The following is a 22678-nucleotide window of genomic DNA, read 5'->3' on the forward strand; positions in this document are numbered from 1 at the left end:
GCACTACTCGCCAGTGCGTGCGGTGAAGAGAAGGTCTTGCGACCTCATGACCCAACTTGCCGGCAGCACCTTTGCCACAATGCTGGCCGCTAGCATGTCCGGCGAGGTCACACAGGTGGAGCGACCAAGCACCGCCGCTCGCAGCGCTTTTCTCACCACGTCTGCGGGCTTCTCGAAGCCAATGGTTGTCATGCGGCGCACCTCGCGCGCATCGCCGGGATTGGCGAGAAAACCCGTCTCCATGAACTTGGGGCACACGGCGCACACGTGAATGCCCACAGGACCAAGCTCGTAGTCGAGGGTGCGCGAGAGGTCAACCACAAAGCGCTTAGTCGCCGAGTAGGTCGAGAGGCCTGGCTGGGGGATGAGTCCGGCAATCGAGGCCATGTTCACCACACGCGAGCCGGCAACCATGTGCGGGAGGCAGTGGTAGATGGTCTCGACCACGGCAAGGCAGTTGAGACGAACCATGTCGCTCTCGTTCTCCTCAGAAATCTGACCAAAGTCGCCAAACTTCCCAAAGCCCGCGCTGTTCACAAGCCACTGCACGGTGGGCGCCTCGTCATCAAGCGCGTCGCGCAGGCACTCGTATGACGAGCGCTTTGTGAGGTCGAGCGCGAACACGCGCGTGGGCGTGGCCGTCTGCTCGGCGATGACCTCGAGGGCCTGCGCGTTTCTCGCAACAACCCAAATCTGGTCGAGGGGGCCACCTGCCCCACGGTCGAGCTGGCGGACGAACTCGCGGCCGACCCCCGAGGACGCTCCGGTAACTACAGCGATGTTGGACATCTTGCCCTCCCCATAACAATTCTCTGCTTGCATTTGGAATGGTGAAAAGTATAGTCTGATACGTAGATTTGATGACACGCGAGTGTCGCGACGGCACATGCAGCCAAAGACGAACAACGCCGTTGCCCACCAACCAGCAGCCCCCCTGTGGGGCGCGCTCTAGGTAGCAAGGTAACCCTGTTCGTCTCTCGCTGCGCCGCTTTTGGGCGCCAGGCATCGGGAGGTGTAGCAGGATGACGTGCAGGAGGAGCCCCGCAGTTGTTGCCGGCCTTCTCGGCGTTGTTTCCCTCGGCATGCCTTCCCCCGCCATGGCAGAGGAGGGCACAGCCCCTCTCGACGCGCTCTCAAACATCAACCTTTCAAGCATCGACCCTGAGACCGCAGGTGCCGTCTGCGTGAGCTTTGCCGGCGGCGTTCTTGTCACGCTTGGAACCTATGCCCTTGTAAGCTCCTTTGCGCGCAGGCGGGGTTCTGCGAGCCAGGCTGATGAGCCTGCGGAAGCTGGCGAGACAAACGCGGGTCAGGATGCTCGTGGCTCTCTCGCGCCGCGCCACATGCGCTCCGAGAAGGTGCCGCACGCCTCGTGCCGCAAGGCCGAAGGCTCGCATGCAGACGAGACGCACTACCGCACGGATGGCAGCCCTGCCTCGGGTGCGCATGCCGCACGTGACTACGAGGACATCGCCGAGAACTATGTGGAGAAGCAGAGCTTCCGCAAGCGCATGGCCACGCGCGCGCAGGGCGTGGCGGCGACCCTCTCGGCGCGCATTGACGCCAACCGCATGGAAGGCCTTCCCGTTATCGAACGCGCGGACGGCTCGGTGGGAGACGTGGGAACCCCCTGGTGGACCGCCGCCGTGGGGCCTGCCGTCTCTGGGCCCGTGGGCATTGGCGAGGGCGCGGCGGATGCCATTCCGTCGGAGTTTGGCGCCGCCGGCATCGATGACCTGCAGTTCATGTCTGTCGGTCCGCGTGAAATATCCCGTCGCGTTGCTCCCGTGGAGCAGGACGCCTATCCCGAGAAGCGCAGCGTGGAGGACGTCACCGAAGACGACTGGGACCGCGCGCTCAAGGCGATGGACGAGAAGATCGGCACAACGGCGTCGCCGACTACGGAGTCGGCTGCACAGGCAAAGCCTTCCGCCCCCACGTGCCTCGAGCCCTTCTCGGACTGCGTTGGCGACGAGGACTCGCTTGATGAGCCCGACGACATCGCCCAGCCCACGCAGTTCCTGAACTTCAAGCCGCCTGCGGGCCATCCCGAGGTTGTCGACACCGAGACGTACGTCGACTACCTGCTGGCTGACGAGTTCTCGCGCAACCCCTCCGCCGCAGTGCGCAGGTCCTCCCGCGACTACCTGCGTGTCATCGAGGGTGGCACCCAGACCTCGGCGCTCCGCGTCCGCGGACGTCACATGGCGTCTGGGAAGCACGGAGCCACGCCTGACGGCGGCTACCGCCCGCGTCACTTTGCTGGCTCGAACCCCCTCGCGCAGGTCGAGGCGCTGGAGGCGTGATGCGCTGGGAGGCGGGGGAGCCCACGGGCGCCGCAAATGGACGACTCGGGTCGAGCGCCCACCATCGCAGGTGGGTGCTCGCCTTCTGCCTGTGGGTCGCCTTTGTGTGGGGGCACTCTCTCGTGCAGGGGCCGCAGTCATCGCTCGAAAGCTCGCGCGTGGTCGCCCTGGTGGCGCCCCTTCTCAACGCGCTGGGCATCTCGGGCGAGGCCGCCATGAGTTTTGCCGTGCGCAAGACGGCCCACTTTCTTGAGTACACGGTCTTGGGAGCGCTGAGCGTGCCCGCGCTTCTGCTTCCGGCTCGGGAGGGGAGGTATCCCCGCTGGCTCGACCCCCTTGTGGTGGTTCTCGTTCCCGTGGCAGACGAGACGATCCAGCGCTTCGTGCCAGGACGCGAGTCCTCGCCCCGCGACGTCCTCATCGACCTCTGCGGCGTTGCCTGTGGCACGCTCATAGCGTTGCTCGTCTCCCGCCATGCGGCAAAGCGACGCGGTGGGGGTGCCGCCGTACGGCCGTAACCTCCTGTCCTCACAGCGTGTTCCCAGCTTGCGGATGTTACAAAGCTGGTTCATGTGTTACGTCTCGAATAAGCTTTCGGGGGCGGCAGGCCAACCCCCGCCGCCCTTCCATACAGTTGTCCACAACCTCCGCGCGGGACGTTCGCGCGGTCACGACAAGGGAGGGTTCGTATGAACACCAACATTTCCAGGCGTAGCTTCGTCAAGGCCGGTGCAGTCGCGGGCATGGGCCTTGGCCTTGCCGCCTGCGGCGGGAACTCTGGTTCCTCTGACGGCTCCAGCTCCGACACCATCAAGGTCGGCCTCATGGGACCCTATACCGGTGACGTGGCCCAGTACGGCCTCGCCTGCCGCTATGGCGCCGAGCTCTACGTCAAGCAGGTCAACAGCAACGGCGGCATCAACGGCAAGCAGGTCGAGCTCGACACCCAGGACGAGAAGGGCGACGCCACCGAGGCCGTCAACGTCTACAACAAGCTCGTCGAGGACGGCGTCGTGGGCATCATCGGCGACGTGACCTCCACGCCCACCATCGCCGTGGCACAGGCCTCCGTCAAGGACAACCTGCCCTGCGTGACTCCCTCCGCCACTGCGGCCGACGTCATCTCCTACGGCAACAACTACTTCCGCGCCTGCATCACCGACCCGTACCAGGGCAGGCTCATGGCCGACTTCGCCGCCGACCAGGGCTACAAGACCGTGGGCGTGATTTACAACCAGGGTGGCGACTACGAGCAGGGCGTCGCTGACGCATTCACCGAGGAGGCCGGCAAGAAGGGCGTCACCGTGAGCGACTCCGAGGGCTATCCCGCCGGCGCCACCGACTTCAACTCTCAGCTCACCAACATCATTGCCACCAAGCCCGACGCGATCTTCTCGCCCAACTACTACCAGGACGACGGCAAGATCGTGACCCAGGCGAGGAAGCTCGGCTACACCGGCGTCTTCCTGGGTGCCGACGGCTGGTCGAACATCGTTGGCGGCGACGAGGAGTACGCGAGCGCCGAGGACCTCGAGGGCTGCTACTATGACTGCTCCTTCGTGGCCGAGAACGAGGACGAGAAGGTCCAGGACTTCATCAAGGCCTACAAGGACGAGTACAACGACACGCCCTCCAACTTCTGCGCTCTTGGCTATGATGCGGCCATGATTCTTCTCAACGCCATCGAGACCGTCGAGAAGGACGGCAAGGCCACGTATGGCTCTGACGACTACAAGCAGGCCGTCGTCGACGCCATCGCCTCCGGAACCGCCAAGGGCGTGACGGGTGACATCTCCTACTCCGGCACGGGCGACCCTGTGAAGTCCACCCTGATCATCACCTTCAAGGATGGTGCCCAGGAGGTCTCCAAGACCGTCAAGGGCGAGTAGGTCTTCTGCTAGGTTTAATGAGGGAAGCGCCGGGTGCGCACGCAGCCCCGGCGCTTCCTTGGTTCTACAGGACCCGTGTTCAAGAGAGGAAGTGTTGTGCCGTGACGATACTGACGCAGGTGCTCAACGGTCTTCAGCTGGGCAGCATCTACGCGCTTGTCGCCCTGGGCTACACGATGGTGTACGGCATCATCCTGTTGCTCAACTTCGCCCATGGCGACATCATCATGGTCGGTGCCTACATTTCGTGGATTGTGATGAGTCAGCTGGGTCTCAGCCCGGTGCTGGCGATTGTCCTTTCGATTGCCGGGTGCGCTGTTCTCGGCGTCCTTATCGACAAGGTGGCCTATCAGCCGCTTCGCGAGGCGCCGCGCATGAGCCTGCTCATTACCGCAATCGGCGTCTCGTACTTCCTCGAGAATGGCGCGCAGCTGGTCTTTGGCGCCGACGCCAAGGTGGTCCCCGAATACTTCGAATTGCACAACATGAGCATTGGTGACGTCTCGCTCTCCGCGAACGCCATCATCACTATCGTGGTGACGGCCATCTCGACCATCGTGCTCACGATCCTCGTGCAGAAGACCAAGCTCGGAAAGGCCATGCGCGCCGTCTCCGAGGACATGGGTGCCGCTCGCCTCATGGGCATCAACGTGAACAACACTATCTCGTTCACCTTTGCCGTGGGCTCCGCCCTCGCGGGTATTGGCGCCGTGCTCTACAGCATGGCGTACTCGCAGGCCACGCCCACGATGGGCATCATGCTGGGCACCAAGGCCTTCGTGGCAGCGGTTCTCGGCGGCATTGGCTCCATCCCCGGCGCCGTCATCGGCGGGCTTCTCGTAGGCTTTGCCGAGGTCTTCGTCTCTGCCATCGGCCTGTCCGTCTGGCAGGACGCCGTGGTGTTCCTGCTTCTGATCATCGTCCTCGTGGTGAGGCCCACCGGCATCCTGGGCCGCCCGATGACCGAGAAAGTCTAAGGAGGAAGCCGTGACTGCAACTAAGGCAACAACTGCGCAGGCAGACACGCCGGCTGCCTCCGGCTATCGCAGCCTCTCCATGCCCATGCGCTATCTGATTAACGCCGTCCTCGTCGTGGTCTTTCTCGTCGTGGGCGAGCTCATGATCGATGGCGGCGTGGTGAGCCGCTATCAGACGGGCGTCATCGAGCAGATCGGCATCTACATCATCCTCGCCGTCTCGCTCAACATCGCGACCGGCTACCTCGGCCAGCTGCCGCTCGGTCACGCCGGCTTCATGTCCGTGGGCGGCTACTCGTGCGCCATCTTCATCATGCGGATGATGGACGTCGTGGGCGTGACCACGCGTGACTTCGCGAACGCCACCCCCGCTGCCATGGGGCTCTTTGTTCTGGGCATCATCTTTGGCGGCTTCTGCGCCGCTATCTGCGGCCTCATCATCGGCGTGCCGGCACTGCGCCTCAAGGGCGACTACCTTGCCATCATCACGCTGGGCTTTGCCGAGATCATCCGCGTGGTCATGCAGAACATCGACGGCGTCCTTGGCTTTACGCTCACCGGCGGTGCCAAGGGCCTCACGGGCATACCCTCGTACACCAACTTCCTCAACACGTTCATCGTGGTAGCCATCTCGCTCTTCCTCATCCACACCATGATGAAGTCGCGCCACGGCCGCGCCATTCTCTCAATCCGCGACAACGAGATCGCGGCCGAGTCCTGCGGCGTCAACACCACGTACTACAAGACGCTCGCCTTCGTGGCCTCCGCGTTCTTCGCGGGCGTGGCAGGCGGCCTCTACGCGGGTTGCATCGGCGTCATGGCGCCGGCCAAGTTCGGCTTCATGAAGTCGATCGAGATCCTGGTCATGGTTGTTCTCGGTGGCATGGGCTCCATGCTCGGCTCCGTGATCTCCGCGACTGTCCTCACGATCCTGCCCGAGGCCCTGCGTGCTGTCTCCGACTACCGCATGGTGGTCTACGCCGTCGTGCTGATCCTGGTCATGATCTTCCGTCCCGAGGGCCTTCTTGGCGACTACGACTTCTCGATGTCCCGCGTGATTGAGCGCCTCATGAACCACGGCAAGCGTCCGGAGGACGTTGCCCCCGCCGCGACGCCTGCCGTCGAGGCTGCGGCTCCTGCTGCGGCACCTGGTGCGCCATCAGCAACCACCGAGAAGGACACAGGGAAGGAGGCAAACGCCCATGAGTAACGACGAGACCAAGACGGTCGAGACCGCGACCAACGCGGCCAAGGCAGACTCGTCCAAGCGCCGCCGCTCCGTGCTTGTGCAGATGGAGACCCCCAACCTGGTTCCCGAGCGTGACCTTGGCAAGATGCCCGTCCTCCAGGCAGAGCACCTCGGTATCGACTTTGGCGGCCTTACCGCCGTGGACGACTTCAACATCGCCATGGGACGCACCGAGATCTCGGGTCTTATCGGCCCCAATGGTGCGGGCAAGACGACCATCTTCAACCTGCTCACCAACGTGTACAAGCCCACGCGCGGCACCATTCTGCTCGACGGCTACGACACGGCCGGCAAGAGCGTGGTCGAGGTCAACAAGATGGGCATCGCCCGTACGTTCCAGAACATCCGCCTCTTCAACAAGATGACGGTTGAGGAGAACGTCCTTGTGGGCTTTGGCAACTCGATGTCGACGCGGCTCTTCACGGACGTGTTTCGCCTTCCCAAGCACTGGAAGCAGGAGGACGAGTTCCACGACAAGGCGATGGACCTTCTCGGCATCTTCAACATGCAGGGTCTGGCCAAGGAGCGCGCCGGCAACCTCCCGTACGGTGCTCAGCGTCGCCTGGAGATTCTGCGCGCGCTCGCCACAAATCCCAAGGTGCTGCTGTTGGACGAGCCCGCGGCCGGCATGAACCCCGCCGAGACCGAGGAGCTCATGGAGAACATTGAGAAGATTCGCGACGACTTCCAGATTGCCATCCTGCTCATCGAGCACGACATGAGCTTCGTCATGGGCATCTGCGAGGTCATCGGCGTCCTGGACTACGGGCGCATCATCGCGAAAGGTACGCCCGAGGAGATCCAGAACGACCCCAAGGTCATCGAGGCCTACCTCGGCAAGCAGGGGGTGAAGTAGATGGCCATGCTCTCCGTAAGCGACCTTGCCGTCTCGTACGGCGCCATCAAGGCTGTCAAGGGAATCTCGTTCGACATCGACGAGGGCGAGATCGTGACCCTCATCGGCGCAAACGGCGCTGGCAAGTCGACCACGCTGAACACCATCGCCGGGCTCATCAAGCCGGATTCTGGCAGCATCGAGTTCAAGGGCGAGGAGCTTGTGGGCATCAAGCCGCACAAGATCGTGGAGCGCGGGCTTGCCCTGTGCCCCGAGGGGCGCCGCGTCTTCACGCACATGACCGTCGCCGAGAACCTCGACATGGGCGGCTACACGCGAACCGATGCCGAGAACAAGGAGACGCTCGAGCTTGTCTACGAGCACTTCCCACGCCTCAAGGAGCGCATGAACCAGGTTGCCGGCACGCTCTCCGGCGGCGAGCAGCAGATGCTCGCCATGGGACGCGCCCTCATGAGCCACCCCAAGCTCCTCATGCTCGACGAGCCCTCGATGGGTCTGGCGCCCATTCTCGTGGACGAGATCTTCTCGATCATCCAGGCGCTCAACAAGAATGGCACCACGATTCTTCTGGTCGAGCAGAACGCCAACATGGCACTCAAGGTGGCTGCGCGCGGCTACGTGCTCGAGACCGGCAAGATCGTGAAGACCGGTACGGGCGCCGAGCTTCTCGTTGATGACGACGTTCGCAAGGCCTACCTCGGCGGGTGAGGCAAAGGGGCTTTTCGTCCCAGGTTGCCGTGCTCGGCAATGACATGCGTTTCTCGGCGAGATATTGGCGCCGGAGGTGACGGTATCGGGCTATTTGCTGCGATAACGTGCGCTCCGGCGCCAATTTGGTGCCACAGCGGAGGTTACGTACGCAGTAGCTGCGGGAACTGGCCCTGTGGCGCCAGAACGGCGCTACAGCAGCGACTTCGTACGCGCCTGCTGCAAAACCCGCCCTCCGGCGCCGCGCGTGAGTCTCACGCGTAGGGACGCCACGCGCATCGGCTACAATCGGTTCCCGTTGGCGCCGCTGCACGTGGCGCGAGAAGTTCTCAACAGCGGGGGGAGGGGCATCCGTGCGCTTTGCGAGCGTCGCGCTTGATATATCCACGCGTTCCCTCGAGGGCACGTTCGACTATGCCATCCCCGAGGCCATCGAGGACCAGGTAGACGTTGGTGTCACGGTGCTCGTGCCCTTCTCGCACAGAAGCGCCGTGGGCTACGTGATGGCCACCTCCAACGAGCCCCCTGCAGACGTGGCGCCCGCCCGCCTTCTCTCGGTGGCGCAGGTCCTCGCGCCCGCAGCCTTTGGCCCGCATTCCGCTGCCGTTGCCCGCTGGATTGCGCACGAGTACGCCTGTCCCCTGGCCGACGCCGTTCGCCTCTTCCTTGCTCCCGGCCAGAAGGTCCGCGTGACCCGCGAGTCGCCGGACGCCCCATGGGAGCTTGTTGCCGAGAAGGCCGCGCCCGCCGATGCCCGTTGGGTCTCGCTGGCCCCGGGCGCCCAGGGCTTTGAGCCCGCGCGCAACGCGAGTCGTCAGCGCGAGGTCCTGGAGGCGCTCTCCGCAGGTGCCATGCGTCTGGCCGAGCTCTCGGCCACCATCCCCGGCGCCTCGGCTGCCGTGACCGCGCTGGCGAAGCGTGGCGTGGTGAGCGTTGAGACGCGCCGCCAGATTCGCGGCGGCGAGAAGACCACGCTCTCCTCGGCGAACGCCCCGCGTCCCGAGCGCCTCACAAAAGGCCAGCTCGCAGCCGTTGCTGCCATTGACGAGGCACGCACCCGCGCGGCTGGCGACGTGGTTCTCGTTGACGGCGTGACTGGCTCCGGCAAGACCGAGGTCTACCTCGAGGCCATCGAGCGAACACTTGCCGCAGGCAAGGGTGCACTGGTCCTCGTGCCCGAGATCTCGCTCACGGCGCAGACCGTGGGGCGCTTCCGCTCGCGCTTTGGCGACAACGTGGCCGTGCTCCACTCGCGCCTGTCCACCGGCGAGCGCTTCGACCAGTGGGACCTCGTGCGTCAGGGCGTCGTCCACGTGGTGGTGGGCGCCCGCTCCGCGCTCTTTGCGCCGCTCGCCAACGTTGGCCTCATCATCATCGACGAGGAGCACGAGTCCTCCTACAAGCAGGACTCGAGCCCGCGCTACCACGCGCGCGAGGTCGCGGCACGCATGGCCAAGGAGTGGGGATGCGCGCTGGTGCTCGGCTCGGCAACGCCTTCGCTCGAGAGCCTGCGTCGCTGCGAGGTGGGCTCGTGGCGCGAAGCGCGCTGGACGCGCGTAGAGATGCCCGAGAGGCCTGGTGGCGCCGTGCTTCCCAAGGTGACCATCGTGGACATGGCGTCGCAGTTCAGGGGCGGCTCGCGCTCGGTCTTCTCGGAGCCCCTGCGCCGTGCGCTCGAAGGCGTGGCAGAGAGGCGCGAGAAGGCCGTGCTGCTCCTAAACAGGCGCGGCTTCGCGAACTTCCTCATGTGCCGCGAGTGCGGTTGCGTGCCCGAGTGCCCGCACTGCTCCACGGCGCTCACGTACCACGAGCGCACCCACGCCCTCGTGTGCCACACATGCGGCCGCAGCTGGCCCGTGCGCGCCTACCCAGACCCCTCGACCCGTTGCCCCAACTGCGGTAGCCGCTACCTGGGCGCCTACGGTGTGGGAACCCAGCGCGTCGAGGACGAGCTTGCCATGCTCCTGCCCGAGGGTGTCGAGGTCATTCGCATGGACGCGGACACCACGCGCGCGAAGGGCGCCCACCAGCGGCTGCTCGAGCGCTTCGATGCGGCGGAGTGTGCGGTGCTCGTGGGCACGCAGATGATAGCCAAGGGCCTCGACTTCCCCGAGGTCACGCTCGTGGGCGTAATCAACGCGGACACCATGCTCAAGCTGCCCGACTTTCGCGCTGCCGAGAGGACCTACGACCTCTTGGAGCAGGTGGCCGGCCGAGCCGGCAGGGGAGGGCGCCCGGGCGAGGTCATCGTGCAGACCTACTGGGCAACTCATCCGGCCATGCAGGCGGTCCTCTCGCACCGGCGCGACGTCTTTCTCGCCCCCGAGCTTGCCGAGCGCAAGGAGGCCTCCTACCCGCCGTTCTCGCGCCTCGCAAACATTTTGGTGTGGGGAAAGAATGCCCGTGCCGTGGAGGACGCGTCGGCAAAGGTGGCTGCGGCCCTGCGCGAGAAAGTCTCCGGCCTCTCCGGCTGGGAGGTCTTGGGGCCCGCAGACTGCGTGAAGGCCCGCGTGAAGGACAGGTCCCGTCGCCACGTGATGGTGAAGGCGCCTCTCGACGCAGATCTTGGCGGTGTGGTCTCGGAGTGCGCCGCAGGCATAGGGCGCGGTATGGGTATTAACATGGCATTGGATATAGACGCCTACAACCTCATGTAGGCAAGACACAACTCGCGCGAGAAGTCGCGCTGCATTGGAGGATGCAATGAACCCGCTGGACGAAATCGTGCTCTCGCCCGCACCCGTGCTTACCGAGGAGTGCGCTCCTGTCGAGAAGATCGATGGCGAGATTCGCGCCCTTGCCAAGCGCATGCTGCGCGACATGTACGCCGCCGACGGCTGCGGCCTTGCCGCACCGCAGGTGGGCGTTGCCAAGCAGATTGTGGTCATCGACGTCGACTGGTCGGGTAAGGGGTCCAAGAAGAACCCCTATGTCCTTATCAACCCCAAGATCATCACGGCGGACGGCCCCGAGCGCACCACGGGCGAGGGGTGCCTTTCCTTCCCCGGCATTACGGTCGAGGTCAAGCGACCCAGCCACGTGGTGGTGCAGGCGCAGAACCTCGACGGTGACCTCATGCAGTACGAGGCGGCCGACAACCTCTTGGCCGTGTGCCTGCAGCACGAGATTGACCACCTGCACGGTGTGACCATGATCGATCACCTGTCTCCCTCGGCACGCGTGCGCGCGATGTCGGAGTACCAGGAGGCGCTTGACGCCGGCGCGCGTCCCGGCGACGTGGAGGTCGAGGAGGGCTAGCATGCGCATCGTCTTCATGGGCACCCCCGAGTTTGCGGTGCCGTCGCTCAAGGCCGTTGCCGCCGCCTACGACGTCACGCTCGTGGTGACGCGCCCCGATGCCGTGCGCTCGCGCGGCAAGAAGCTCGAGCCCTCTCCGGTGAAGGCGTGCGCCGTTGAGCTGGGCCTTCCCGTGCTCGAGGCCAAGCGCATGGACGCCGCGGCCGTCGATGCCGTGCGCGCCGCGCAGCCGGACCTCATCTGTGTGGTGGCGTTTGGCTGCATCCTGCCCGACGAGCTTCTCGCCGTGGCGCCCTTGGGCGCCATCAACGTGCACGGTTCGCTCTTGCCGCGCTGGCGTGGCGCCGCTCCCATCCAGCGTGCCATTCTTGCCGGTGACGAGAGGACCGGCATCTCGATCATGCGCGTGGCGCACGACCTCGACGCCGGGGCATGGTGCCGCCAGGTGGCCACGCCCATTGGCACCAAGACGGCGGGCCAGCTCTTCGACGAGTTGGCGCAGGCGGGGGCTCCCGAGCTCGTTGCCGCCGCGGCACAGATCGCGGATGGTTCGGTAACGTGGCACGAGCAGGACCCCTCACAGGTCACGTTTGCCGAGAAGGTCAAGAAGGGCGAGATGCGCCTTGACCCGGCAGACGCGTGCGACGTAAACGCGCTTCGCGTACAGGCCTCGACCGATGCCGCTCCCGCGCGCTGCCAGGTTGCGGGTAGGGGTGTGCGCGTCGTGCTCGCCACGGTTGCAGATGTCAATGCGCCGCAGATAGGCACTGGTGAGGTCTTGGCGGCTCACGGACGCGTGCTCCTGGGCTGCGTGGACGGCGCGCTTGAGCTTCTCCGCGTGAAGCCCGACGGCAAGCGCGAGATGGACGCCTCTGCGTGGGCTCAGGGCCTGCACGGTGCCAATGGCGCTCCATGGGAGCGTGCCTAGCGCATGGCAACGCTCTCGCCCGCCCGCATCGCTGCTGCGGACATCCTCTCCAACGTGCGGCGCAGAGACGCCCGCGCGCGTGACCTGCTTCGCACCTCCGCGCCTGTGGCTCGCCTGACGCCCGCAAACCGTGCCCTCGCAACCCGGCTTGCCCTGGGGGGCGTCCGCACGTCTGGTGTCGTCGACGCACTTCTCGACGCCCACCTGCGCCGCGGCCACCTCGAGCCGCGCGTGCGAGACGCGCTGCGCATCTCGGCCTTCGAGCTCCTGTGGCTCGCGACGCCCGCACCCGTGGCAATCAGCCAGGGTGTTGAGCTCGTGCGGCGCGTCTCGCCTCATGGTGCCGGCCTGGCCAACGCGGTGCTGCATCGCGTTGCGGGGGAGGACCTGCCCGCGATCGCCCACGCACGCAAGCGCGTGGAGCGTCGCGACTGCACCGCCTCCGACATCGCGCTCGTTGCCGCGCTGCCGCAGTGGCTCGCAGACGAGCTCGTGGTCTCGCTGGGCACCGAGGGTGCGTGTCGGATGGCCCTCTCTGCCATGGACGCATCCGGCACCTACGTTGCCGGCAATGCCTGCCTGCACAATGACGCCGAGGTAGAGCACCTGCTCTCTGCGGCGGGCCTCATGCCTCGGGCTACCTGTCTGCCCGGGTGCCTCGCGCTCTCCTCGGCCGCGGGTCTTGCCACCTCAGGGCTCGTTGATGCCGTGGACGTTGTCCCCGCAGACATGGCGGCGCAGGTCGTGGCTTGGCTTGCCTCTCCTGCGCCCGGCACTCGCATGCTTGAGGTGGGCCAGGGGAGAGGAACCAAGTCGCTCCTGCTCGAATCCTGCTCGCTTCGCCGTGGGGGCCTCGCACGCATTGCCGCGGTGGATTCCGAGGCTTTCAAGGTTGCCGTGTCGCGCGCCCGGATGGAGCGCGCGGGCCTGGACAAAGCCGTGACCTGCACCGCATTGGACGGAAGACGCCTTGGCGAGGAGGGCCTCCCGCCTGAGCTCGCGGAGAGCTTCGACTCCGCGTTTGTGGATGCCCCCTGTTCTGGTACGGGCACGCTCAGACGGCACCCCGAGATTGCCTGGTCGCTCCAGGAGCCCGCAATCCGTCCGGCGGGCAGGTCCCTCCCTGCGCTCCAGCTGGAGCTTCTCCGCGCCGCCTCCAAGCGCGTATGCGCCGGCGGCACGCTTGCCTACGCCACCTGCTCCGAGCTGCGCGAGGAGGACGAGGGGGTGGTCGAGGCGTTCCTTGCGTGCCCGGAGGGCTCGCGTTTCTCGCTGGTGAGTCCCCGTTCGACGGCTGCCTTCGCGTCGCTGCCACCTCTCGCCCAACAGCTGGTCACAGACATGATCGGACCCTATGGGATGGTGCGCACCTCTCGTGCTGGTACGCCTGAGCTGCCGCTTGACGGCCACTTCCTGGCGCTTCTCGTCCGCGAGGCGTAGCCCTTAGGCATGGCCTGTCCCTCCTTGCGCCGTATGGCATTCAGGATTACCATGGTTTCCTCATTGTCCGAAATCGTACAATCTTGGGGGTTCTCTTGCCGGAGGAGCAGTCGGGAAGCGCTGGGGTCCAGGCGCCAGGCGTCCCAACCGTCCGCGACATGGACATCGTCTACCAGGAGGTCGAGCGCCTCTACTACGAGATCTCGAAGGGCTGTGGCCTCTCCGAGACGGCGTACTGGATCCTTGTGGACATCGTGGTTGCCGGGGGCAGCTGTCCCCAGGGGTCCATCGCAACGTGCCATTCGCTCTCGCGCCAGACGGTGAGCTCGGCCATGAGGTCGCTCGTCACCCGTGGCCTGGTGACGCTCGAGCGTGACGAGAACAACCGACGCAGCAAGATCGTGACGCTCACGTCCGAGGGTCGCGCCTTCTGCGAGAGGGAGGTCTCGCCTGCGCTTCAGGCAGAGCAGCGTGCCTTCGATTCGCTCTCGCCTCGTGACCGGGCAGACCTCGTTGCGCTCGTTCGCCGGTATGTGGTCGCAATCGACCTTGAGATGCAGGCTCTGCATACGGATGGGCCAGCTGCGAGCGAATTGTCCAACGGGCCTGCTGCGAGCGGGCCAGCCGAGAGCGCAGGGGAGGCGAGGCCACATGTCCGCTGAGCGTGACTACAGCAAGCGCGCGTCGTGGAGGGTTCTCACGCAGCTCATGCGCCCACACTGGCGTCTTGCCGCGGCTTCGCTAGTGCTGCTGCTTGCGGACATCGTGGGCATGCTCCTCATTCCAACGCAGCTTGCTGCACTCGTGAACGTGGCTGTGGGTACGCGTGACACCGCCGAGCTGGCCACGCATGGCATTGCCATGCTCGTGGCTGCGGTGGTGGGGTCCGGCGGATGCGTGGCCTCCTACTACGTGGCCTCGCGCCTTGCGGCCTATGTTGGTCGCGACCTGCGTGTGGCCGTCTACAAGAAGTCGCTTGCGCTCTCTGGGGCCGACTTCAACGCGTTTGGCACGGGCTCGATGATCACCCGCACGCTCTCGGATGCCAATGTGGTGCAGCAGACCCTGCTCATGGCCTTCATGATGGTCTTTCCGGTGCCCGTCACCTGCGTGGTTGCCATCGTCCTGGCATTCGGCATCGACCCCGTGATGGGGCGTCTTCTCCTTCTTGTCACGCTTGCCATGCTCGCCATCTCGCTTATCGCAATAGCCAGGTCGACGCCTATCTTCCTTGCCATGCAGGGCTATGTTGACCGCATGAACTCGCGGCTGCGCGAGGTTGTTACCGGCACGCGTGTCATCCGCGCCTTTGGCAAGGAGGAACGCGAGCGCGGCCGGTTGGACGAGACCTTCGAGGACTACGCCACAAACGCCATCCGCGTCAACATGCTCTTCTCGGTTGTGGACTGCTCGACGTTCTTCCTCATGAACGTCGTCGAGGTTCTCGTCATGTGGTGGGGCGCGGACCGCGTGGGCTTGGGCGCCATGCAGATAGGCTCCATCTCCGCGCTGCTCGAGTACGCCATGCTCATCATGTTCTTCATGATGATGGCGCAGTTCGCAATGATCCAGGTGCCCAGGGCCCTCTCGTGCCTTACGCGCGCTGCTGCCGTGCTCGAGGCGGTGCCGAGCGTGGCAGATCCAGCGTCACCCAAGCACCTTAGTGCACCCCCCAATCCGCAGCCTGGCGACGGGGTCGCGCGCTTCTCGCACGCAAGCTTCCGCTTCGCCGATGCCGATGAGGACACCCTCCATGACCTCGACTTCTCCGTGCGGCGTGGTGAGGTCACGGCAATCATGGGCAATACCGGCTCGGGCAAGTCGACCGTGGCGAAGATGCTCCTTCGCTTCCACGACGTGACAGCCGGGTCGCTTCTCATGCTGGGAGTCGATGTGCGCAACGTCACGCAGCAGGAGCTGCGCTCCCACATTGCCTACGTGCCCCAACAGGCATGGCTCTTCTCGGGCACCATCGCCGAGAATCTGCGTAACGGAGATGCCGCTGCCACAGACGAGGAGCTCTGGCACGCGCTCGACGTGGCGCAGGCGGGCTTTGTGCGGGAGCTCCCCGATGGACTCTCCACGCGCGTCGCACAGGGCGGGTCGAACTTCTCGGGCGGCCAGCGACAGCGCCTAGCCATCGCCCGCGCGCTCGTGCGCCACGCAGACCTCTACGTCTTTGACGACTCGTTCTCGGCGCTCGACTACAAGACCGATGCGGCGCTGCGCCATGCCCTCGAGCGCGAGCTTGCCAACCAAGCCGTGGTCATCATCGCCCAGCGCGTGAGCACGGTGCGTCATGCGGCCCAGATCGTGATGCTCGGGGACGGCTGCGTGGTGGGTCGCGGCACGCATGACGAGCTCATGGAGACGTGCCCCGCCTACAGGGACATCGTTGAGTCGCAGACGAGGGGAGGTGCCACCGCCGATGAGTGACGAGAGAAACGCACGTGACGAGAAGGACGCGCTTGACGAGGAGCGTCCGCACGACGCAAGGGGGACGGCACGTCGCCTCTGGGAGGCGGCCGGCACGCAGCGCTGGCGCCTGGTCGTTGCCGCTGCGAGCGCCGTTGTCTACGTTGCCGCGAGCCTGGGAGCCGCTGCGTACAGCGCGCATGTGGTGGACGTGCTGTGGGAGAACATCCAGGCGAGTTTCGCGAAGGGCGAGGTCTACGTTGTTGGTCTTGGCAACGGTGGTCGCGAGGTTCTCACCTACTTTGGCATCTGGACCTGCGCCTGGGCGTTCTACTCCGTGCAGTCCCTTGTGATGTCGAGCTTTGCCGAGCGGCTTAACCTCTCCCTGCGAAAGGAGATCTCGGCAAAGTTGGGGAGGCTTCCGCTCTCGTACTTCGACGCGCACCAGCCCGGAGACACCATAAGCCGCGCGACCAACGACCTCGACAAGGTCTCTGAGGTCTTGCAGCGCGGACTGTTGCAGCTCATCATCGCGTTTACGACGCTGGTGGGCGCCGTCGTGCTCATGCTTCTCTCAAACCTGGCGCTGGCGCTCGTGTTCTGTGCATTTGCCGCGGCGTCGGTTGTGGTCACCAAGTTTGCCGCCAGCCGCACGCTTGATGCCGCCGCGGCGCGCCAGGACGCGCTGGGCCACCTCACCGAGAGCGTCGAGGAGGCCTACTCGGGCCGTACCGTCATCAAGGCCTTTGGAGTCGAGGACGCAAGCCTTCGGGCAATCGAGTCGCATGCCGAGAAGGTTGCCACGACGAGCGCCCGTGCGGACTTTCTCACCAACGCCATCTCTCCTGCTATCCGCTTCCTCGTGCGACTCTCGCAGGTGGCCATTGGCCTTGCTGCCGGCGCGCTTGTCGCGGGCGGCCAGATGACAGTCGGGGCGTTCCAGGCCTTCTTCCAGTACGTGACGCAGGCGTCCGAGCCCCTCACGCAGCTCTCGCTCACGGTGAACATGCTGCAGGGTGCGCTTGCGGCAGCGGAGCGCGTGTTTGCGCTGCTCGACGCGCCCGAGGTTCTACCCGACCCCGAGGTGCCGGCAGAGCTGCCGCAGCCGGTGCGGGGTCGTGTGGCCTTCGAGCACGTGCGCTTTGGCTACTCGCCCGAGGCGCCCCTCATGCATGACGTCTCGCTTGTGGCCGAGCCCGGCGAGAAGGTTGCCATCGTGGGCGCCACGGGTGCAGGCAAGACCACCCTCATCAACCTGCTCATGCGCTTCTATGAGGTGGATGGCGGCCGCATCACCATTGATGGTGTAGACACCAGGCAGCTGCGCCAACGCGACCTGCGGCGCGAGTTTGGCATGGTGCTTCAGGACGCATGGCTCTTCGAGGGCACTATTGCAGAGAATATCGCCTACGGCAGGCCGGGTGCCACGCGTGAGGAGGTCGAAGCGGCCGCGCGCGCCGCGCACGTGGACTTCTTCGTGCGCACGCTCCCGCACGGCTACGACACGCGTCTCACCGACGGCGGGGAGAACGTGAGCCAGGGCCAGCGGCAGCTCCTCACCATTGCCCGCGCCATGCTCACCGACCCAGCCATGCTCATTCTCGACGAGGCAACCTCGAGCGTGGACACCCGCACCGAGCAGGCAATCGTTCGTGCGATGGAGGCCATCATGGAGGACCGCACGAGCTTTGTGATCGCGCATCGGCTCTCGACCATCGTTGACGCGGATCTCATCCTGGTCATGGACCACGGCACCATCATCGAGCAGGGCACGCACGAGTCACTGCTGGCCAAGGGTGGGGCGTACGCGGCGCTCTACCGCAGCCAGTTCGCCTAGCCGATCTCGTCTGGCCAGACGGCGCTCGAGGGCATGGCCGCATCGCAGCTCGCGATGTCCGAGGGAATCGAGTCGTCGCTGGCGAGAAGCTCGCTTATGGTCACGAAGGTGTAGCCCTGCGCCTGGAGATTGTCGATGATCTGCGGCAGCGCTTCGACGTCCTGGTCGCGCGGGCCGCCGCCGTCGTGCATCAGGATGATGCTCCCGGAGTGCACGTTGTCGCAGGCAGCCGAGACAATCTGGTCCACACCGGGCTGCTTCCAGTCCTCGGTGTCGATGTCCCAGCGCACGGCCACGGTGGCCACGCCCTGCGTGGCGAGCCAGGTGCGCTGCGTGAAGCTCCCGTAGGGCGGTCGAAACGCGGTGGTCTTCACGCCCGTGGCGCTTTCGATTGACGAGAAGGAGCTTGTCAGCTGGTCAAGGACGGTCTGGGAGTCAGACGCCCTGAGGTCCGGGTGGTCGTAGGAGTGGCTGCAGATCTGGCACCCCGCGTCTACGATCGCCTTTGCCTCATCGGGGTTGGCGTCAACCTCCTTGCCCAGGCAGAAGAAGGTGGCCTTTACGCCCTTGCCCTGCAAGATTTGCAGATACTGCCCTGTGTACTGGCTTGGTCCGTCGTCAAAGGTGAGGGCCACGAGCTTCTTGTCGTCCGAGGGCTGCACGTCCTTAACCGTGACCACGCAGTCTTGGCCCTGCTCGTAGACCGTGCCGTCGACCTGCTCGCCAGACTCCTGGCCAGTGAGCACGTCCTTCACCGTCGTGGACCCCCACTGAGAGATGTAGTTGATGGCTCCCACGTTGCCGTCCATGAGGAGCTTGGGCGGCTGGTTCACGGTCTCGGTGGTGTAGGGCTCCGTGCGGTCCCCGCCGTCGCTCACGGTGATGCGCTCTCCGCCGGCAACCTTGTAGGTGCTGGCTTCGTCGTAGTCCATGGCCTTGCCGTTAACGGTCACCGAATAGGGGTAGCCCTCACCCTCGGCGAGGATGTTCCCCGAGACGCTCACGTAGTTGCCCGGGGTTGTCTGGATCCCCTCGTCGCTCTTGAGCTGGTCGATGGTGGTGCTTACGGTCACACTCTGGAGCGTGCCGTTGACTGTCACCTGCACGGGACGGAGGCTGGTCCACCAGTAGTAACCGCCGCCGAAAAGCGCTCCAAGCACAAGGAGGGGCACAAGCGTCCGAGCTACAAAGCGCCTGCTTCGACCTTCTCCGTTGCCGCGGTTGTCACCTTCGGGCATTGCGCTGGCGTCTCCCGTGGGAATGAATCCCGCACCCTTGCCTACAAGCCCAAAGTCGTTACTATTCGTGGGACCCGCCATCCTTTTGGAGGGGATCTTCTCGTTATGCGTCTCAGACATGCTTCCTCCGGAACCTAGCCCGCCGCGTGACGTCGTTTCTGCTTCGTTGTATCGAGGGGATGCGCCCCGATGTCTGTGTTCAAATAACCATAGACTACTTTCCAGCGCGGCACTCATGGCTTTGGCTGCTCTTCATGTCTCAATAATTCCGACAACTCATGGCCACTGTGTCTGTGATTGTCTTGTTGTATCGGGTGTCTCGACCTGTTGTCAACTCGCGCTCTGGAAAAAGCGCACACGGAAACGACTGGTACCTACCAGCTTCCTGCGTTAACGCTGTTGGGGGATTCTCCGTGTTGGTTTCGTGCGCATGGTGGAGGCTGCCAGGCGTATCCAAAGCGTTTCTTCGCTGCTGCCAGACCTCCGCATTACGGCTTGTGAACATATGCGAATCGCTCCGGGTAACATGAGAGGCCAAAATTACGTGCAGAAGTCAGGATATGTGGGTTATTTTCTTGGTTTGGGAGACGTCGGGTGTGGTTGGTCGGAAATCACGTGGGATCTCGCCGGTAAACTAACATAATTATGCCTGATAGCACTCATCACCATGATGTTTGGTTAGGTCGAGGGAGACCTCGAATGCCATCTCCAACTCCGTGCACTTACACACAACCTCACTTTTGCACGTAAATTGCAGCAGACAAGGTGAGCAACGCGTTGCTGAGGAGATAACTCCACCGGTCGTGAAGATAATCGCAGGTACAAAAAGCCCCGCCGGCAGTCGGCGGGGCCACTGGGCCTCTGCTTTTGAGGAGGAGGGTTACTTGCCCTTCTGGTCGGTGTTGTAGAAGCCGGAGCCCTTAAACACGATTCCCGAGGTCTCGAACACGCGCTCGGCCTCGTGGCCGCACTTGGGGCAGTTCACCTTTGGATGAGCGCTCATGGGATGCTCGACCTCGAAGGTGGAACCGCATGAGGGGCACTTGTAGTCATAACGAGCCATGTTCTTCTTCCTCCGGAAGCTTGGTGCAGATGCTGTAAGGTGGTCCGGGCGGGCATGTCGGCGCCCAAGCCATGGGATACTTTACCCAACCGGAGGGATTGCTGCCAGTCCGTGGGCGGCAAGCCTGGGGATAACACTGAATCTGCTCGCCGCAGCACGTATGCGTTCAGCAAGGGAGAGGAAACGATGTCTTTCAAGGGTGCGATCTTCGATTGTGACGGGACGCTCGTGGACTCCATGCGCATGTGGAGCAGCGTGATGCTCGAGCTCGTTCGCGCGCATGGTTGCAGCGATGTGGACCGTTCGTTCTTCGACCGCATCGAGAGTGTGACGCTGGGTGACGGCTGTCAGATGATGCACGACGAGCTTGGCATCACGACCCCAGCCAGCGAGCTCTACGAGGAGGCCTGCGCCATTGTGCGCCATCACTATGCGACGGACATTCCGCTCATGCCGGGTGCCCGTGGCTTTCTCGAGGAGCTGGCGGCGGCCGGCATCCCCATGGTGATTGCCACCTCGACCCCGCTGCGTGAGGTGCGCGTGGCGCTCGAGACGCACGACATTGCCCACTTCTTCAAGGACATTGTTACAACCGAGCAGGTAGGCGGGCGCGACAAGGCGTTTCCCGACGTCTACCTCGAAGCGGCGCGTCGCCTTGGCACATCGGTGGGGGAGACTTGGGTCTTCGAGGACGCCCCGTTTGGAGTGCGCACCTCCAAGCGGGCGGGGTTCAACGTTGTTGGCCTCATGAACGACCATGATGGGCGAGACGAGAGGGACGTAAAGCCATGGTGCGACATATTCGTTCACGGCTATGCGGAGCTCTCCCTGGCGCTCATCGAGGACTACGCGGTCGCACCAATGATGAAAGATGTAGTGGCGTCGGGGGAGGAACCGCTGCGAGCACTTGTGGTTGACGGCTCCCCGGCGCCGAGCTCGCCGGAGCTTGTTGCGCGGCTAGCGGCTAAGGCGGACTATATCGTCGCGGCAGATAGGGGTGCCGAGACGTGCCGGGCTGCCGGGGTGGTACCCCATGCGTTTTGCGGGGATCACGACTCTGTAAGCGAGGAGGACGGAGCTTGGGCATATGACCAGGCGGGCCGCTCGATTACGTTCCCTTCTGATAAGTACGCGACGGACCTCTCGCTTGCCATCGACTGCGCGCGGCACGAGGCCGCGCGTCAGGGTCGGCCATTGAGCCTTACGGTGACCTGTGCTTCTGGCGGCAGGCCCGACCATGCGCTAGGCGTCGTGGGCCTTCTCGCCGGAGCAGCGGACGCGCATTCCATCCTGGTTGAGGATTCGTTCGAGATGCGCGTTGTGTCTGCAGTGGGCGCGCGCGAATGGCGGCTTGGCGCGGAGGCGCGCGGGCATACCTTCTCGGCTGTGGCCGTGGCGCCGGGTACGGTCGCGAGCGAGTCTGGCATGAAGTGGTGCATCGATGAGAAGCCCCTTGGTCTCCTCGACGACGTGGGAATCTCAAACGTGGTGGAGAGTGACGACGCTGTGGTGTCCGTGAGCTCCGGCGCGGTGGCGGCGTTCCTGCTGCGGTAGGTTACCGGTGCGTGTGCGCCAGCGCTGCGGAAACGCGCCCCCCCGGGGCCAGAACGGCGCCACAGCGGGGGCCTCGTATGCTCTTGCTGCCAAAAGTCGTCTTCCGGCGTCAGCTCCCCCTACCGTCAAAAAAGGGACCGCACCAAACTGGTGCGGTCCCTTTCTGCATACGTTTGAGTCCTCGAAGCTTAGCCGCGGACGAGGTTGCCCTTCTTGAGGCACCTGGTGCAGACGTTGAGCTTTTTGCGCTGACCGTCGACGACGACGGAGACGCGCTGGATGTTGGGCTTGAACGTGCGAGCAACCGTGCGGTGGGAGTGGCTGATGGAACGACCGGCAACGGCGTGCTTGCCGCAGATATCACAAACCTTCGACATGACCTTGACCTCCAAAGTGCGGCGCTCGCGCGCCCGTTAATCAACAAGCCTTGCAAATATACCACTTGGGCGGCTTCTCGCAAGCGATACACACAACTTCTTGGTATTGGCACCGGCCATGCCCCTCGATGATGGGCTGAGACGACCGCGGCTTGGCAGTCCTGTGCCGTTCCAAGTTTCTAAACCCTAATATACCGGCTTTGGGTCGATGAACTTGTCTGGATCGGTGTGGGGCGCCAGCACCGAGACCATCTTCACGGGCTTGTCATAGGGGTTGTTCACGTAGTGGACCTCTCCCGGCTCGATGTGGATGAAGTCGCCAGGCTCGAGCACGTTGACCTTGCCGTCAACGACGATGTCCACCTTCCCCTCCAGAATGTAGAAGTTCTCCTCCATCACGTTGTGGTGATGGGCGTCGAAGTCCTGTCCCGGCTGGAAGGCAACAAGCGCGAAGTTGGCACGCGGCCCCTTCATGAGGTACTTGGGTCCAGAGTTGCCAAACCGATACTCGAACTTGTCCTCGTTTGTTACAAACATGGCGATCCTTTCCTCTCGTGGCTGGAATATGTTGGATGAGACAAGC

20 protein-coding genes are annotated in these 22678 nt (G+C 64.3%); 15 read left to right on the top strand and 5 right to left on the bottom strand.

What is annotated here, in order from left to right; translation table 11 throughout:
• Positions 1 to 3 precede the first annotated feature (3 nt).
• Positions 4 to 789, bottom strand: a complete 786-nt coding sequence (locus BMX94_RS05205) for an SDR family NAD(P)-dependent oxidoreductase (RefSeq protein WP_091004483.1) — start codon at positions 787 to 789, stop codon at positions 4 to 6.
• A 233-nt stretch (positions 790 to 1022) separates the two neighbouring features.
• On the opposite strand from BMX94_RS05205, the gene BMX94_RS05210 reads away from it, so the two are divergent.
• The 14 genes from BMX94_RS05210 (at position 1023) to BMX94_RS05275 (ending at position 17863) form a co-directional block, all read left to right on the top strand.
• Positions 1023 to 2306, top strand: a complete 1284-nt coding sequence (locus BMX94_RS05210) for a hypothetical protein (RefSeq protein ID WP_091004485.1) — start codon at positions 1023 to 1025, stop codon at positions 2304 to 2306.
• Positions 2306 to 2824, top strand: coding sequence for a VanZ family protein (locus tag BMX94_RS05215; RefSeq protein ID WP_091004487.1), 519 nt, complete (start codon positions 2306 to 2308; stop codon positions 2822 to 2824). The genes BMX94_RS05210 and BMX94_RS05215 overlap by 1 nt, the downstream gene beginning before the upstream one ends.
• Positions 2825 to 2995: 171 nt before the next feature.
• Entirely contained in the window at positions 2996 to 4195 is a 1200-nt protein-coding gene (locus BMX94_RS05220; protein WP_091004489.1) for an ABC transporter substrate-binding protein, read from the top strand.
• Between the two features lie 101 nt (positions 4196 to 4296).
• A complete protein-coding gene (locus BMX94_RS05225; protein WP_218138462.1) occupies positions 4297 to 5172 on the top strand; it encodes a branched-chain amino acid ABC transporter permease in 876 nt (291 codons plus the stop codon).
• Between the two features lie 10 nt (positions 5173 to 5182).
• A complete protein-coding gene (locus BMX94_RS05230) occupies positions 5183 to 6382 on the top strand; it encodes a branched-chain amino acid ABC transporter permease (protein WP_286160034.1) in 1200 nt (399 codons plus the stop codon).
• Positions 6375 to 7277: an ABC transporter ATP-binding protein gene (locus BMX94_RS05235; protein WP_091004492.1), complete on the top strand. Its 903-nt coding sequence runs from the start codon at positions 6375 to 6377 to the stop codon at positions 7275 to 7277. The genes BMX94_RS05230 and BMX94_RS05235 overlap by 8 nt, the downstream gene beginning before the upstream one ends.
• Positions 7278 to 7985, top strand: a complete 708-nt coding sequence (locus BMX94_RS05240) for an ABC transporter ATP-binding protein (protein WP_091004494.1) — start codon at positions 7278 to 7280, stop codon at positions 7983 to 7985.
• Between the two features lie 353 nt (positions 7986 to 8338).
• On the top strand, positions 8339 to 10642 hold the full coding sequence (priA, locus tag BMX94_RS05245) for a replication restart helicase PriA (protein WP_091004496.1): 2304 nt from the start codon (positions 8339 to 8341) through the stop codon (positions 10640 to 10642).
• A 46-nt stretch (positions 10643 to 10688) separates the two neighbouring features.
• Positions 10689 to 11243 carry a peptide deformylase gene (def, locus tag BMX94_RS05250; RefSeq protein WP_091004497.1) on the top strand — a complete coding sequence of 185 codons (555 nt, stop codon included), beginning with the start codon at positions 10689 to 10691 and terminating at the stop codon, positions 11241 to 11243.
• A gap of 1 nt (position 11244) precedes the next feature.
• Positions 11245 to 12171: a methionyl-tRNA formyltransferase gene (gene fmt, locus BMX94_RS05255; protein ID WP_091004499.1), complete on the top strand. Its 927-nt coding sequence runs from the start codon at positions 11245 to 11247 to the stop codon at positions 12169 to 12171.
• A 3-nt stretch (positions 12172 to 12174) separates the two neighbouring features.
• The gene (locus tag BMX94_RS05260) at positions 12175 to 13611 is read left to right on the top strand and encodes an RsmB/NOP family class I SAM-dependent RNA methyltransferase (RefSeq protein ID WP_091004501.1); all 1437 of its coding nucleotides are present in this window, start codon (positions 12175 to 12177) and stop codon (positions 13609 to 13611) included.
• Between the two features lie 95 nt (positions 13612 to 13706).
• On the top strand, positions 13707 to 14273 hold the full coding sequence (locus tag BMX94_RS05265; RefSeq protein ID WP_091004503.1) for a MarR family winged helix-turn-helix transcriptional regulator: 567 nt from the start codon (positions 13707 to 13709) through the stop codon (positions 14271 to 14273).
• The gene (locus tag BMX94_RS05270; protein ID WP_091004505.1) at positions 14263 to 16047 is read left to right on the top strand and encodes an ABC transporter ATP-binding protein; all 1785 of its coding nucleotides are present in this window, start codon (positions 14263 to 14265) and stop codon (positions 16045 to 16047) included. Before BMX94_RS05265 ends, BMX94_RS05270 begins: the two co-directional genes overlap by 11 nt.
• Positions 16040 to 17863: an ABC transporter ATP-binding protein gene (locus BMX94_RS05275; RefSeq protein WP_177171337.1), complete on the top strand. Its 1824-nt coding sequence runs from the start codon at positions 16040 to 16042 to the stop codon at positions 17861 to 17863. The genes BMX94_RS05270 and BMX94_RS05275 overlap by 8 nt, the downstream gene beginning before the upstream one ends.
• Here BMX94_RS05275 and BMX94_RS05280 read toward each other — a convergent pair.
• On the bottom strand, positions 17860 to 19221 hold the full coding sequence (locus BMX94_RS05280; protein WP_177171338.1) for a polysaccharide deacetylase family protein: 1362 nt from the start codon (positions 19219 to 19221) through the stop codon (positions 17860 to 17862). The genes BMX94_RS05275 and BMX94_RS05280 overlap by 4 nt on opposite strands.
• 760 nt (positions 19222 to 19981) lie before the next feature.
• Positions 19982 to 20164: an FmdB family zinc ribbon protein gene (locus tag BMX94_RS05285; RefSeq protein ID WP_032111624.1), complete on the bottom strand. Its 183-nt coding sequence runs from the start codon at positions 20162 to 20164 to the stop codon at positions 19982 to 19984.
• 186 nt (positions 20165 to 20350) lie between these two features.
• Between BMX94_RS05285 and BMX94_RS05290 the strand changes: the two genes are divergently transcribed.
• Entirely contained in the window at positions 20351 to 21718 is a 1368-nt protein-coding gene (locus BMX94_RS05290) for a thiamine diphosphokinase (protein ID WP_091004511.1), read from the top strand.
• 188 nt (positions 21719 to 21906) lie between these two features.
• On the opposite strand, the gene rpmB is transcribed toward BMX94_RS05290, so the two are convergent.
• The gene (gene rpmB / locus BMX94_RS05295) at positions 21907 to 22095 is read right to left on the bottom strand and encodes a 50S ribosomal protein L28 (RefSeq protein WP_032111626.1); all 189 of its coding nucleotides are present in this window, start codon (positions 22093 to 22095) and stop codon (positions 21907 to 21909) included.
• Positions 22096 to 22281: 186 nt separating this feature from the next.
• Positions 22282 to 22632 (bottom strand): cupin domain-containing protein, encoded by a 351-nt coding sequence (locus BMX94_RS05300; protein WP_091004513.1) that lies wholly within the window; start codon positions 22630 to 22632, stop codon positions 22282 to 22284.
• Positions 22633 to 22678 lie beyond the last annotated feature (46 nt).

It is taken from the genome of Olsenella sp. KH3B4 (genome assembly GCA_900111695.1).
Taxonomy (GTDB): Bacteria; Actinomycetota; Coriobacteriia; order Coriobacteriales; family Atopobiaceae; genus Tractidigestivibacter.